Origin of the sequence: Actinopolyspora sp. BKK2 (assembly GCF_011291845.1) — a bacterium.
In the GTDB taxonomy this organism is placed as follows: Bacteria; Actinomycetota; Actinomycetes; order Mycobacteriales; family Pseudonocardiaceae; genus Actinopolyspora; species Actinopolyspora saharensis.
In genome coordinates this window covers 22,174-35,938 of the sequence record NZ_JAANTE010000005.1, presented here as the reverse complement: position 1 = coordinate 35,938, position 13,765 = coordinate 22,174, and the positions used below count along the sequence as shown (strand labels likewise).

Below are 13,765 nucleotides of genomic sequence, written 5' to 3'. Positions count from 1 at the left end.
GACTAGGGTACGGAACCATGGCAGCCAGCGAGGAAACCGACACCACCGGAGAGACGAACCAGCCATCGGGCGCCACCACGGCGGAACCGACCGATGACCTGGTCAGCACGCACCACACGATCACGGCCAACGGCAAGCGACTGTCGTACACGGCCACCACGGGCCGGTACGTGCTGCGCGAGGAGTCGTTCACCGACGGGAAGTTCGACGGGCACGTGGCCAAGGCCGAGATGTTCGTGACCTCCTACATCGCCGACGCCCCCGCGAACGGCAACCGCCCGGTCACCTTCGCCTTCAACGGCGGCCCCGGCGCGGCCAGCGCCTTCCTGCACCTGGGACTGCTCGGCCCCCGGCGGGTCCTGTCCGGCGACGCCGGGCAACCGGCAGCACCGCCCTACGGGCTCGCGGACAACCCCGAGACGCTGCTCGCGCACAGCGACCTGGTGTTCATCGACCCGATCTCCACCGGGTTCTCCAGGGCCGTGCAGGGCGGAAAACCGGGTGACTACCACGGCTACCAGCGCGACATCGAGTCCGTTGGCGAACTGATCCGGCTGTGGACCTCCCGCAACGGCCGCTGGCTCTCGCCCAAGTACCTGGCCGGCGAGTCCTACGGCACGCTGCGCGCCGCCGCGCTGGCCGAGCACCTGCAGAGCAAGCACGGGATGTACCTCAACGGCCTGCTGCTCATCTCCGCCGTGCTCGACATGGGCACCATCCGGTTCACCGAGGGCAACGACCTCCCGTACAGCCTCTTCCTTCCGAGCTACGCCGCCATCGCCCACTACCACGGCAAGCACGGCGACCGGCCGCTGCGCGAGGTGCTGGAGGAGGCCGAGGAGTTCGCCGCGCGGGACTACCCCTGGGCCCTGTCCAGGGGAGCGAGGCTGTCGGCCGAGGACCGGCAGGAGGCGGTGCGCCGCACCGCGGAGCTGACCGGTCTGAGCACCGACTACGTGGACCGGGTGAACCTGCGCATCGAGCACGTCCGCTTCTTCACCGAACTGCTGCGCGACCGGCGACTCACGGTGGGCAGGATGGACGGGCGGTTCACCGGGTGGGAACCGGACGCGGGCGGCGAGCACTTCACCGACGACCCCAGCGTGTCCGGCCTCATCGGGGCCTTCTCCGCCGCGATCAACCACTACCTGCGCCAGGAGCTGGACTACGCCAACGACCTGCCGTACGAAGTGCTCTCCGCGCGGGTCCACCCCTGGTCCTACGCGGACTTCGAAGGCATGTCGGTGACGGCCGCGGACAAGCTGGCCAAGGCGATGCGCACCAACCCGCACCTGCGGGTGCACGTGGGCTGCGGCCACACCGACGGTGCGACGCCGTACTACGCGGCCGAGCACACCCTGGCCCAGCTGGAGATACCCAGCGAGCTGCGGGACAACATCGAGGTCCGCTACTACCCGGCCGGGCACATGATGTACGTGCACGAGCCGTCGCGCATCAAGCAGTCCGCGGATCTAGCCGAGTTCGTCTCACGATGAGCGCGCACGGGACGCCCCCGACCAGGGTGGTCGGTTAGCCGGCACGTGAGTCGGCGCCTTGCTGTGTTGGGCCGCTCTTGAGTAGCGACCTACGCGGCGAGCGGCCCGGCCTTGCAATGCATCCGACTCACGCACCGGAGCTTCTCGTCCTGCGTGGGCTCAAAGCGCTCGCGTGGAACGGACCCTTCTCCCGGAAGTGCGCAGAGCACCCGGACCGACACTCCCGGCCAAGGGGTGCTGTCCAACGCGAGCGCTGTGAGCCCGAGCAGTCGGCACCGCCGCGGGTTCTCGGTCGAGTGCCCGGCGAGGACAGTGCGCCCGTGGCGTAGGTGGCTACTCGATGGGCGCGCTCCCGCAGCCGGGCGCCGACCGAGGTTCCGCCACGCAACCACCTACGGCAGCGGAGCGAGGAGAGCTCTCCAGTCAGGAGATCACGTGCTCGTTGCGCTCGGCGAAGTGACAGGCGCTGGGGTGCCCCTGCTCCGCGTCCGGGGCGAGTTCCCCGCCGTCCAGCCGCACGGCCAGCTCGGGCTCCTGCTCGGCGCAGATGTCGCGAGCCTTCCAGCACCTGGTGCGGAAGCGGCACCCGGAGGGCGGGCTCGCCGGGCTGGGAACGTCGCCGGACAGCCGGATGCTCTCCCTGCGGTTGCGCAGTGAGGGGTCCGGCACCGGCACCGAGGACAGCAGCGCCTGGGTGTACGGGTGCTGCGGGTGCTCGTAGATCTGGTCCTCCGTGCCCGTTTCCACGACCTTGCCCAGGTACATCACCGCCACCCGGTCCGAGAGGTGGCGCACCACGCCCAGGTCGTGCGCGATGAAGATGTAGGACAGCCCGAACTCGGACTGCAGCTCGCCCAGCAGGTTCATGACCTGCGCCTGGATCGAGACGTCCAGCGCGGAGACCGGCTCGTCGCAGACGATCACCTTGGGCTTGAGCGCCAGCGCCCGCGCGATGCCGATGCGCTGGCGCTGCCCACCGGAGAACTGGTGCGGGTAGCGCCGCACGTGCTCCGGGTTGAGCCCGACGATGTCCAGCAGTTCCTGGACGCGACGCTGCCGGTCCCCCTTCGGGGCCACCTCGGGGTGGATCTCGAACGGTTCGCCGACGATGTCGCCCACCGTCTTGCGCGGGTTCAACGAGGTGTAGGGGTCCTGCAGCACGATCTGCATGTCCCTGCGCAGGCTGCGCAGCTGCTCCGCGCTCTTCTTGCCGAACATGTCCACGCCCTCGAACAGGGCGCTGCCGCTGGTCGGCTGCTCCAGCCGCATCAGCACCTGGGCCAGCGTGGACTTGCCGCAGCCGGACTCGCCGACCACGCCCAGCGTCTCGCCCCGGTTGAGGTCGAAGGAGACCCCGTCCACCGCGCGCACGTGCCCGATGGTCTTCTTGAACACCACTCCCTGCTGCACCGGAAAGTGCTTCACCAGGTTGCGGACTTGCAGGATCGGCTCAGTCACGGCTGATCAACTCCTCGGCGAAGTGGCAGGCGCTGTGGCGTCCCGCCCGGAGCTCGCGCAGCTCGGGGAGCTTTTCGCTGCACTCGTCCGCGGCACGGTGGCAGCGCGGGTGGAACGGACATCCGGGCGGGATGTCGGCGAGGTTGGGCGGCAGGCCCTTGATGCTCGCCAGCTCCTCCCCCTTCTGGTCCAACCGGGGGATGGACTCCATCAGCCCCTCGGTGTACGGGTGCGCGGGGCGCTTGTACAGCGACTCCGCGTCGGACTCCTCCACCACGCGCCCGGCGTACATCACCGCGATCCGGTCGGCGACCTCGGCGACCACGCCCAGGTCGTGGGTGATCAGGATCAGCCCCATGTCGCGCTCGCGGCGCAGCTCGTCGAGCAGGTCCATGATCTGGGCCTGCACCGTGACGTCCAGCGCCGTGGTCGGCTCGTCGGCGATGAGCAGGTCCGGGTCCAGCGCCAGCGACATGGCGATCATGGCCCGCTGGCGCATGCCGCCGGAGAACTGGTGCGGGAACTCCTTCACCCGCTGCTTGGCGTTCGGGATCTTGACCATGTCCAGCATCTCGGCGGCCTTGGCCATGGCGTCCTTGCGCGACATGCCCCGCCGGAAGCGGAACTGCTCGGCGATCTGGAACCCCACGGTGTAAACCGGGTTGAGCGCGGACAGCGCGTCCTGGAAGATCATCGCCATGTTCTCCCCCCGGAGTTCACGGCGACGTTCCTCCTTCGCGGAGAGCAGCTCCTCCCCGCGGTACCGGATCGAGCCCCCGGTGACGAACCCCGGCGGAGTGTCCAGGATGCCCATCACCGTCTGGGCGGTGACGCTCTTGCCCGAGCCCGACTCGCCGAGCACGGCCAGGGTCTCCCCCTCGTCGACGTGGTAGCCCACGCCGTTGAGCACGTTGGCCGTCGCCTCGCGGGTGCGGAACTCCACGTGCAGGTCTTGCACTTCCAGCAGGCGCGGCTTCGGCGAGCCGCCCGTGCCGTCGTCGGTAGCCGACATAGCGGCCCTCCTCACTACCTCTGTTTCGGGTCCAGCGCGTCCCGCACCGCGTCACCGAGCATCACGAAGGCGAGCACCGTGATCACCAGGAAGCCGGCGGGGAACAGCAGCATGTGCGGGGTGCTGATGATGTACTGCTGGGAATCCGAGATCATCATTCCCCAGGACACGACCGGGTCCTGCAGACCGAGTCCCAGGTAGGACAGCGTCGCCTCGAGCCCGATGTACTGGCCGAGCGCGATGGTCGCGTAGACCATCACCGGGGCCACGCAGTTGGGCAGCACGTGCTTGAAGATGATCCGGCCGTGGCTGGCGCCCAGCGCCTTGGCCGCCTTCACGTAGTCCTGCTGCTTGGCCGCGATGGCAGCCGAGCGCATGATGCGCATGGAGATCGGCCACGCGAGCACCCCGATGGTCAGGATCACCTGGGTCATGACCCGCACCATCCCGGGGGAGCCCTCGATCCCGGCGTTGAACACGGACAGGATCACGATCGCGCCGAGCACGAACGGCAGCCCCAGGAAGATCTCGGCGAAGCGGGCGAGGAAACTGTCGGTCTTGTTGCCGAAGTACCCCGCGACCAGCCCGACCAGCGAGCCGATGAGCACGGTGAGCAGCGTGGACAGCACGCCGACCACGATGGACGCGCGGGCACCGTGGATCACCCTGGTGTAGATGTCCCTGCCCAGGGCGTCGTAGCCGAACCAGGCCTCGGCCGAAGGACTCTCGCGGGCCAGCGTGAGGTCCTGCGCGTTCGGGTCGCCCGGCGCGAACAGTCCGGGGAAGGCCGCGATCGCGACCAGCAGCAGCACGATCACCCCGCCGATCACGAACAGCGGACGGCGTCGCAGGTCGAGCCAGGCGTCGCCCCAGAGCCCGCGCTGCTTCTCCTGAGGCTTCGACTCGGCGTCGCCGCCCCCTGCTCCCCCGTGCTGCTGCGGGGAGTTCCGCACCTCTTCCGCGCCCTCGGCGGCACCTCCGGCGCTGAGGGTGCTCTGCTGGCCTTCGCCTGGGTTAGTCATATCGGATCCTCGGGTCCAGAGCCGCGTAGAGAATGTCCACCAGCAGGTTCATCAGCAGGTAGACGAGCACCAGCAGGGTGACCACCCCGGTCACGGTGACGCCTTCCTGGCCTTGGATGGCGCTGAAGACCAGCCCGCCGATGCCGTGGATGTTGAACACGCCCTCGGTCACGATGGCCCCGCCCATCAGCGCACCGAAGTCCGTTCCGATGAAGGTGATCACCGGGATCAGCGAGTTGCGCAGCATGTGCACCGAAACGACCCGGGTCGGCTTGAGCCCCTTGGCGTTGGCGGTGCGGATGTAGTCGGCCCGCTTGTTCTCGAACATCGCCGTGCGGGTGAGCCTGGCGATGTAGGCCATGGACAGGCTGCCCAGCACGAGTCCGGGGATGATCAACTGCCCGATGCCGGGATCGGCGCCCACCGACGGCTCGATCCACTCCAGCTGGACACCGAGCACCACCTGGATCACGAACCCGGTGACGAACACCGGGACGGCGATCAGGAACAGGGTGGCCGCCAGCACGAGGTTGTCCACGAAGCCCTTGCCGCGCAGCGCGGTCAGGATCCCCGCCGCGATGCCGATGACGGCCTCGAAGACCAGCGCGATGGTGGCCAGTTTGAGCGTGACCGGATAGGACTGCTGGATCAGGGTGCTGACCTCGATCCCGTTGAAGGTCTCCCCGAAGTTGCCCTGGAACAGCTGTCCGAGGTAGAGGACGTACTGCACCGGCAGCGGCTGGTCCAGGTTGTACTGCTCGGTCATCTGGTCGACGAACGCGGGCGGGCAGCCGCGCGGGCCGCACAACCCCGCGAACGGATTACCGGGGATCGCCCAGACCAGCGAGTAGATGATGAACGTTGTTCCGATGAAAACCGGAATCAACTGCAGCAGCCGCCGCAGTATGTATCGGCCCACCGAACCTCCTTCTGCAAGGACACACCCGGTCCACCACCGCTCGGGGCGGTGGTGGACCGGGTACTACTACGAAAACCGGATCATTGGGTGGGTTCCGCGACCTTGAGACTGGTGATCGCGATGTTGGTCCGGGTGTTCAGCGTGCCCTCGGCCAGCCGCTCCGACCGCGCGCCCTTCACCGTCTGGGTGAACAGCGGGATGGACGGCATGTCCTCGGCGAGCTGCTTCTCGGCCTTGCCGTAGAGCTCGTTGGCCTCGTTCTTCGTGGCGGCCTGGTCGGCCTCACCGATCATGCTGTCGAACTTCTCGTTCGAGTAGCCGGTGTAGTTGGCCGATCCGCTGGTGCTGTACAGCGGGTTGAGGAAGGTGCGCGGCGTGGGGTAGTCGGCGACCCAGCCGTAGCGGTACGGCCCGCTCATCTCCTGGTTGTCCATCTTGTCCTGGAAGGTGCTGAAGGTGGGCACACCGTTGAGCGTCACGTTGAGGCCCAGGGTGTCGCGGATGCTGCCCGCCACGGCAGTCATCCACTGCTTGTGCGCGCCGTCGGCGTTGTAGCTCAGGGTCATCTGCCCGTCGAAGCCGCCCGCCTTCTCCAGGTGCTCCTTGGCCTTGGCCGGGTCGTACTCGCACCACTGCCCGCAGGTGCCGTCGGTGCGTCCCGGCATGCTCGGCGCGGTCCAGCCGTCGGCCGCGGTGGCCGAACCGTTGAAGACCGTCTCGACGATCTGCTTCCGGTCGATGGCCAGCGAGATGGCCTTGCGCAGGTCCGGGTTCTGGAACTTCTCCTGGTACAGCGGCAGGCTGAGCGTGGTCAGCCCCATCCGCTCCTTGGAGATGGCCTGATCGCCGAGCTCCTCCTTCCACCGGCCGTCGGCCTGGGCGGAGGTCGGAACCGTGTTGATCACGTCCAGGTTGTCCGACTTGAGGTCCTGGTAGGCGGTCTGGGCCTTCTCGTAGACGACGAGCTTGACCGCGTCGACGTTGCCCGCGTCCGAGCCCTTGTAGTCCTCGTAGCGGGCCAGGGTCAGGCTCTGGCTCGGGGAGCGGCTCTCGAACTTGTAGGGCCCGTTGCCGATCGGGTGCTCGGCGAAGCCCTCCTTGTCCTCGAAGAAGCTCTCGGGCAGCGGCACGAAGGTCTGGTAGCCGAGCTTGCTGGGGAAGGCGGTGAACGGCTGCTTCAGGGTGATCTTGAAGGTGTGGTCGTCCACGACCTCCAGGCCGGACATCTTCTCGGCGCTGGGCTCCGGGGGCTTCTTCGGCCCGTCGCCGTCCGGGTCGGCGGGGTGGACCTCGTCGTAGCCCTGGATCCGCTTGAACATGTTGGCCTGCTGCTGGCCGTTCGGGGCGTAGGCGGCGTAGTTCCAGGCCCGGACGAAGTTGTCGGCGGTGACCTCCTCGCCGTCGTGGAACTTCCAGCCTTCCTTGAGCTCGACCGTGTAGGTCTTCTTGTCGTCCGCGCGCTCGATGGACTTGGCCATCGCGTTGCGCGCCTCGAAGGTGTTCGGGTCGTACTCGACGAGCCCGGTGAACATGGGGTTGAACACCTGGCTGCCGAAGGTGTCGTTGCTGTTGGTGGGGACGAGCTCGCTCTGCGGCTCGCCCCACTGGACGGTGATCGGGTCCTCGAGGGTTCCGGTTGCCTCGGTGACACCGCCGCCACCGCCGCCGCAGCCGGCGGCCAGCAGGGCCACCGACAGCGAGGCCGCGGCCGGCGCGACCATGCGTCTCTTGCGCATCTGATTCCTCCCGCTGTCTACGCGACCTCTCGCGGGGAGACCGCGAGGAGGTCGCCACGCCGACGATCTCGGTCGTCGGATGAGTGCAGCGTAAACATAAGGGGAACACAGTTCACGACAATGTACTGTCACAAAGCCGTCATAATCTTTCTCGATTCAGTTCCGATATCACCCAAAAAGCGGAATGATGTATCCCACATTTTGGGAATTAGCTGATCGAAAGGGCTATACCGTCCAGTATGTCGTGCTCACTGACAGTGATCTCACCGATCCCGGAGCGCTCCGCGAGCTCGGCGGCCAGCACCCCGAGCACCAGGGCGCCACCCCCGATCACGTCCACCCGCCCCGGGTGCATCGGCCCGATCGCGGCACGCTGCTCGTGATCCATCCCCAGCAGCTCGCGCTCGGTCCGGTCCACCCCGTCCCGCGACAGCCGCGAGAGGTGGATGGCGGCGGGGTCGTACTCCGACAGCCCCAGCGAGATCGCCGAGAGCGTGGTGACGGTTCCCGCCACCCCGACCCACCGGCGCGCCCCGGACACGTCCACCCGAGCGAAGGCCTCGTCCAGGGTCCGCCTGGTCACCTCGTTGGCCGAGCTCACCTCCTCCGCGGTCGGCGGATCGCTGTGCAGGCAGCGCTCGGTCAGCCGCACCGACCCCACGTCAGCGGAGTGCGAGCCGAGGATCTCGGCGTCCTTGCCGTCCCAGTTGCCCAGCACCAGCTCGGTCGATCCCCCGCCCACGTCGGTCACCAGGAACGGCCCGTCGTCCGGGTTCAGGTCCCCGACCGCCCCGACGAAGGACAGCCGCGCCTCCTCCTCGCCGGTGATGACCTCGGCCTCGACCCCGAGGGTCTCGCGGACCATCTCGAAGAAGTCCGCGCGGTTGGCCGCGTCCCTGGTCGCCGAGGTCGCCACCATCCGCGTGCTCTCGACGCCGGACTCCCGGATGCTCTCGTCGTACTCGTGCAGCGCCGCGCGGGTGCGCTCCAGGGCCTCCTCGGAGAGCCTGCCCGTGGCGTCGACCCCCTGCCCCAGCCGGACGATCCGCATCTCGCGCCGCACGTCGCGCAGGCCGCGCGTACCGTCGTCGCGCACCGTCACGTCGGCGATCAGCAGGCGTATCGAGTTCGTCCCGCAGTCGATGGCGGCTACGCGTGGCATCAGGTCCTCCTGGTTCGGTTCCGGCTGAAACGACCGCGCGCCGCCCCCCTCGTCCGCGCCGCCGTCCGCGCCCGCTCGCGGGCGGAGGCGCGACGCGTCCGGTGCTGCGTCCGCGCGTCGCGGACCACGCTATTCGAGCGACTCCCCGCTGCCGCGGCCCGCCTGCCCACCGATCCGACGGTTTCGCGCGAAACGTTCCCTCTGGACCCGTTCCAGAAAGAACGTTTCGCGGGCGGGGTCAGGGGGTGGGCTGCGCGCTCAGGCTCCGGGAGCGGCGGGGGCGGACGGCTCGGGGGCGGAGGATACCCGCTCGCGCTCGTTTCCGGAGGGCTCGGAGGTCGGGGCGGGCTCCCGCGAGGTCCGGCTCGGCTCCGCGGAGCCGGTCCCGTCGCCGGTGGGCGCTTCCGGAACCCGCGTCCGGGACGGCCGCTCCGCACCGGCGGAGCCCTCCGCACCGCCGTCCCGCGACGGCGCGGGAACCAGCGGGGGGAACGACTCGCGTCCCGAATCGCCGGTCGGCGCGGGCGCGGGCGAGAGCGGGGGGAACTCCGGACCCGCCCCGGTGCGCTCGGGATCCTTCCGCTCGCCTCCCGGCCTCCCGGAGTCCACGCCCTCCTCCGTGCGCTCCGCGGGTTCGCCCCCCGAGGAGGTGTCCACCTCGGGCAGTGCCACCTCGTCCACCTCGGGAACCGGGTTCGCGGGCACGGGCAGCACCCCCGTGCGGTAGGCGGTGGCCCAGCCGAGCACCTCGCGCACGTAGCTCTCGGAGTGGTTGTACCGGAACACGGCCCGGGCCAGCTCCCGCGACCGGTTCAGATCGCCCCCCGAGTCGCACAGGTAGCGGGCCGCCGCCAGCGCCGCGTCGTGCGCGTTGTGGGGACTGCGCACCCCGTCCCCGTCGCCGTCGGCGCCGTAGCGTCTCCAGGTGGTGGGCAGGAACTGCATGGGCCCGATCGCGCGGTCCCAGACCGGGTCCCCGTCCAGCTCGCCCGAATCGGTGTCCGGCACGGCCGCCAGGTCCTCCCCGCCGTCCAGGCGCGGCCCCAGGATCGCGGTCGCCGTCGTGCCCGTTTCGTCCACCTGCCCGGAGCGGGCGTGCCCGGACTCGGCCCGGCCGATCGCGGCCAGCACCGACCAGTGCAGCCCGCAGGAGGGATCGGTCCCGCCCACTTCCCGCGCGGCACCGCGGTAGGCCCGCAGCATCGGCTCCGGCACCCCGAGCGGGCCGTCCGGCACGTCGACGGACTTCTCCGAGCTCGGATCGCGCAGCTCGGCGCTGTCCCGCAGCAGCCGCACCCCGGGCTCCTGCCGCTCGGTGGCCCGCCCGGTCGCCCCAGCTACCCGGGGTGCACCGGAGTCGGCGGGAGCGCTCCTGCTCGCAAACCAGGCCCCGGTCAGGGCGTTGGCCCCTCCGACCAGCACGAAGGGCAGCAGCAGCCCGAGCAGCAGCAACAGCGTCCCTCCCGGGGAGACACGGCGTGCCCGCGCTCCGCGCGCGGGACGATCACTTCCGGCAGGCCGCGGCCACCAGGACTGCTGGGGCCGGCGCCGCCACGGCGCCGGTCTGCTCCGACGCGCCAAGTCCTGCCTCCCCACGGGTTTCCGGGCACTTCCGGTAGTCGCCGCGGATCACGGCTCCGGCCCCGCGGCTCGGGGCTAACCGATCGCTCCGGTAACGGCTCCCACCGGGATTGCACACCATGAGCGGCCGGACCGCCCGGTGATCAGCATTCGCGCAGGCCCGATCCGCCCGCGAAGCGGCCGGGCACGTCGTTTTCGCTCGCTACCACTACTGTTCGGTAATCGGTGTGGCCTACCCTGCCGACATGAGGCTCGACGGAGAGCGGGAACACGCCCCGGTGCAGACCGGGACCCACGAGGTGCGCAACCAGCCGCCCCCGCTGGACGACTTCGACCCGCTGGCCTGCGACCCCGCGCTGCGGGAGGCGCTGACCGCGCGGGGCGCGGCGGACCGGGTGGAGTCGCTCCGCCCGCTGGCCCGGCGGGCGGGCTCGGCCGAGGCGCGCGAGCACGGCAGGCTCGCCAACGCGCACCCTCCCGTGCTGCACAGCCACGACCGTTACGGCCACCGCGTCGACGAGGTCGAGTTCCACCCGTCCTGGCACTGGCTCATGGGCGAGGCGGTCTCCTCCGGGCTGCACGCCTCGCCCTGGTCCCCCGACGCTCCCTCCGGCGAGCATCTCGCCCGCGCGGCTGGCTTCTACCTATGGTCCCAGGCCGAGGCCGGACACGGCTGTCCCGTGTCGATGACCTTCGCCGCGGTCCCCGCGCTGCGCCACAGCCCCGAGCTGGCCGAGCACTACGAGCCGGGGCTGCGGTCCACGCACTACGACTTCGGGGTGCGGCCCCCGGAGAAGAAGGGCGGGCTGCTGGCGGGCATGTCCATGACCGAGAAGCAGGGCGGTTCCGACGTCCGCGCCAACAGCACCACCGCCGAGCCGCTTTCCGACGGCAGCTACCGCGTGGTCGGCCACAAGTGGTTCACCTCGGCCCCGATGAACGACCTGTTCCTCACGCTCGCGCAGACTCCCGGCGGGCTGAGCTGCCTGCTGATCCCCCGGGTGCTGCCGGACGGCACCCGCAACGCGATCCGGCTGCAGCGCCTCAAGGACAAGCTCGGCAACAAGTCCAACGCCTCGGCCGAGATCGAGTACACCGGCGCGATCGGCTGGCTGGTCGGCGAAGAGGGGCGCGGGGTGCGCAGCATCATCGACATGGTCTCGATGACCAGGATGGACTGCGTGCTCGGCTCGGCGGCCAACATGAGGATCGCGCTGTCCGAGGCGAGTCACCACGCCGCGCACCGCTCCGCGTTCGGCGAGCGGCTCGATCGGACGCCGTTGATGGGCGCGGTGCTCACCGAGCTCGCCGTCGAGTCCGAGGCGGCCGTCGCGCTCGGGATGCGGCTCGCCGCGGCCGCCGACGGGGGGCACCGCGGGCAGCGCGCCGAGCTCGACCTGCTGCGGATCGTGCTGCCCGCGGCGAAGTACTACGTGTGCAAGCGGGCCCCGAGCGTCATCGCCGAGGCGCTGGAGTGCCTCGGCGGGAACGGCTACGTCGAGGAGTCCGGGCTGCCCAGGCTCTACCGGGAGGCCCCGCTGATGTCCGTCTGGGAGGGAGCGGGCAACGTGACCGCGCTGGACACGTTGCGCGCGCTGCACAAGCAGCCGGAGGCGGCGGAGCGGCTCCTGGAGGAGCTGGATCTCGCCTCCGGAAGGGACGAGCGCTACGACCGCGCCGTGCGCTCGCTGCGCGCGGAGCTCGCCGATCCGCAGCCCGCCCGCGCCAGGAGACTGGCCGAGCTGCTCACGCTGACCGTGCAGGCGGGGTTGCTGCTGCGCGACTCCCCGGAGGAGGTCTCCGACACCTTCCTGGCGACCCGCCTGGAGGCGCTCGGCAGCACCCCGGGGACTTCCGGAGTGGCTTCCCGGCAGCTGCTGGACCGGGTCACTCCCGGAGGACGCGACTGACCCGACCAAGCGATGCGCGAGCAGCGGTGCGGCTCGACCGGACGTCTTCCGAGCGATGCCAGCCGCTCACCACCACCCGAGCGAACCGAGTCCCCGAGAAGTCCATCGCTCCAACGCAAGCGCTCTGAGCCCAGGAGGTCGGCACCGCCGCGGGTTCTCTCGTGGTGCTCTCGCGAGGAAGGCCCGACGTTGTGTAGGTCGCTACCCGATGTCGGGCCTCCCCGGAGCGAGAGCCCGCGAGAGGTTCCGCCACCCGCACCGCCACGCAGAGCGAGCCGCCCAAGATAAGTGCTTTGAGCCTGGGCAGGAGGAGAAGCTCCGGTGCGTGAGTCGGATGCATTGCAAGGCCGGGCCGCTCGCCGCGTAGGTCGCTACTCAAGAGCGGTCCAACACAGCAAGGCGCCGACTCACGTGACGGCTAACCAACCACCCGAGCAGAGCTCCGTGGCGGAATTCAAAACCGAAAGAGTTCGGCGGCGTCCTGGGGCCACCGCCGCGCGACGGTCTCCAGCGCCTCGTCGCCGAACGGGTTCACCCCCGGTCCCTTGGCCAGCGAGTGGGCCACGTGCACGTGCAGGCACTTGACCCTGCCGGGCATCCCCCCGGCGCTCACCTCGGTGCCCAGCGGTTCGAGCGCGTCCCGTTCGGCCAGGTACTGCTGGTGCGCCCGCCGGTAGCGTTCGGCGAGGTCCTCGTCGGTGGACAGCCGCTCGGTCATCTCCCGCATCACGCCCTCCGACTCCAGAGTGGACACCAGGGTGACCAGCCTGGGGGACGTGAGGTAGTACAGCGTCGGGAAGGGGGTCCCGTCCGGCAGGCGCGGGCTGGTGCGCACCACGGTCGGCTCTCCCGAGGCGTCCCTGGTCACCACGTCCCGCATTCCGCGGGGCGGACGTCCGAGCTGCCTGCGCACGACTTCCCGGTCGCGCTCGTCCGCGGTGGGTTCACCGGGCGGTTCCACACCCGACACGGTCACTTCCCCTCCCCTCCGGTCAGGGCCTTCCAAAGCTTCTGGTACCAGGGTTTCTCCTTCGAGTCCCCGTTGTTGTCCCCGGAATCGCCGGGTGGCGTTGACGGCAGGTCGACGATGTAGGGGGTCTCGCCCGGACGGACGTAGCCGAGCCGCTCGCGCGCCTCCGTCTCCAGCCGCTGCGGGTCGGACAGCTCCGTCTTGCGCTCGGCGAGCCGCTGCACCTCCTCGCCCAGCCGGTGCTCCCTGCTCTCCAGGTCGGCCAGCTCGTCGCGCTGACCGAGATAGGTCCGCAACGGCACGGAGACGCTCAGCGCCATGGCGCAGACGAGAATCGCCAGCACGGCCGCCCGCCGGGTCGAGGAAAGTTTGAACGCACCACCGGTGCCGGCGGGCGGCCGGGTGCTCTTGCCCGACCGCCGCGACACGGTTCTGCCTCCCGATCCCCCGTTCGGGCGCCGCTCACGCGCCGACTCCCGGGCGCGGCGCGTCGTGTTCC

General features: G+C 70.0%; 11 protein-coding genes. 2 read left to right on the top strand and 9 right to left on the bottom strand.

Annotation, left to right across the window (positions count from 1 at the left end):
* Positions 1–17: 17 nt before the first annotated feature.
* Positions 18–1,496 (top strand): peptidase S10, encoded by a 1,479-nt coding sequence (locus G9Q41_RS12300; RefSeq protein WP_165633317.1) that lies wholly within the window; start codon positions 18–20, stop codon positions 1,494–1,496.
* Between the two features lie 423 nt (positions 1,497–1,919).
* Here the strand turns inward: G9Q41_RS12300 and G9Q41_RS12295 are convergent, their stop codons facing one another.
* From G9Q41_RS12295 to G9Q41_RS12265, 7 genes are all read right to left on the bottom strand, one after another.
* Positions 1,920–2,954 (bottom strand): dipeptide ABC transporter ATP-binding protein, encoded by a 1,035-nt coding sequence (locus tag G9Q41_RS12295; protein ID WP_165633316.1) that lies wholly within the window; start codon positions 2,952–2,954, stop codon positions 1,920–1,922.
* Positions 2,947–3,966 (bottom strand): ABC transporter ATP-binding protein, encoded by a 1,020-nt coding sequence (locus G9Q41_RS12290; RefSeq protein ID WP_165633315.1) that lies wholly within the window; start codon positions 3,964–3,966, stop codon positions 2,947–2,949. Before G9Q41_RS12290 ends, G9Q41_RS12295 begins: the two co-directional genes overlap by 8 nt.
* A 14-nt stretch (positions 3,967–3,980) precedes the next feature.
* A complete protein-coding gene (locus G9Q41_RS12285; protein ID WP_165633314.1) occupies positions 3,981–4,988 on the bottom strand; it encodes an ABC transporter permease in 1,008 nt (335 codons plus the stop codon).
* Positions 4,981–5,907 (bottom strand): ABC transporter permease, encoded by a 927-nt coding sequence (locus G9Q41_RS12280; protein ID WP_092526519.1) that lies wholly within the window; start codon positions 5,905–5,907, stop codon positions 4,981–4,983. The genes G9Q41_RS12285 and G9Q41_RS12280 overlap by 8 nt, the downstream gene beginning before the upstream one ends.
* Positions 5,908–5,987: 80 nt before the next feature.
* Positions 5,988–7,643, bottom strand: coding sequence for an ABC transporter substrate-binding protein (locus tag G9Q41_RS12275; RefSeq protein WP_165633313.1), 1,656 nt, complete (start codon positions 7,641–7,643; stop codon positions 5,988–5,990).
* A gap of 208 nt (positions 7,644–7,851) precedes the next feature.
* Positions 7,852–8,805, bottom strand: a complete 954-nt coding sequence (locus G9Q41_RS12270) for a Ppx/GppA phosphatase family protein (protein ID WP_165633312.1) — start codon at positions 8,803–8,805, stop codon at positions 7,852–7,854.
* 258 nt (positions 8,806–9,063) lie between these two features.
* Positions 9,064–10,257: a lytic murein transglycosylase gene (locus G9Q41_RS12265; protein WP_207631265.1), complete on the bottom strand. Its 1,194-nt coding sequence runs from the start codon at positions 10,255–10,257 to the stop codon at positions 9,064–9,066.
* A gap of 374 nt (positions 10,258–10,631) precedes the next feature.
* On the opposite strand from G9Q41_RS12265, the gene G9Q41_RS12260 reads away from it, so the two are divergent.
* Positions 10,632–12,296, top strand: coding sequence for an isovaleryl-CoA dehydrogenase (locus tag G9Q41_RS12260; protein ID WP_165633311.1), 1,665 nt, complete (start codon positions 10,632–10,634; stop codon positions 12,294–12,296).
* A gap of 454 nt (positions 12,297–12,750) precedes the next feature.
* Here the strand turns inward: G9Q41_RS12260 and G9Q41_RS12255 are convergent, their stop codons facing one another.
* Positions 12,751–13,272 carry a DUF501 domain-containing protein gene (locus G9Q41_RS12255; RefSeq protein WP_165633310.1) on the bottom strand — a complete coding sequence of 174 codons (522 nt, stop codon included), beginning with the start codon at positions 13,270–13,272 and terminating at the stop codon, positions 12,751–12,753.
* Complete coding sequence (locus G9Q41_RS22345) at positions 13,269–13,694, bottom strand: septum formation initiator family protein (RefSeq protein ID WP_092526507.1); 426 nt, start codon at positions 13,692–13,694, stop codon at positions 13,269–13,271. The genes G9Q41_RS12255 and G9Q41_RS22345 overlap by 4 nt, the downstream gene beginning before the upstream one ends.
* Between the last annotated feature and the right edge of the window lie 71 nt (positions 13,695–13,765).

What these genes read in the sequence shown, in the direction of transcription:
- G9Q41_RS12300 (WP_165633317.1), top strand. Translation starts at nt 18, where the DNA reads ATGGCAGCCAGCGAGGAAACCGACACCACCGGAGAGACGAACCAGCCA.
- G9Q41_RS12290 (WP_165633315.1), bottom strand. Translation starts at nt 3,966, where the DNA reads ATGTCGGCTACCGACGACGGCACGGGCGGCTCGCCGAAGCCGCGCCTG.
- G9Q41_RS12285 (WP_165633314.1), bottom strand. Translation starts at nt 4,988, where the DNA reads ATGACTAACCCAGGCGAAGGCCAGCAGAGCACCCTCAGCGCCGGAGGT.
- G9Q41_RS12275 (WP_165633313.1), bottom strand. Translation starts at nt 7,643, where the DNA reads ATGCGCAAGAGACGCATGGTCGCGCCGGCCGCGGCCTCGCTGTCGGTG.
- G9Q41_RS12270 (WP_165633312.1), bottom strand. Translation starts at nt 8,805, where the DNA reads ATGCCACGCGTAGCCGCCATCGACTGCGGGACGAACTCGATACGCCTG.
- G9Q41_RS12260 (WP_165633311.1), top strand. Translation starts at nt 10,632, where the DNA reads ATGAGGCTCGACGGAGAGCGGGAACACGCCCCGGTGCAGACCGGGACC.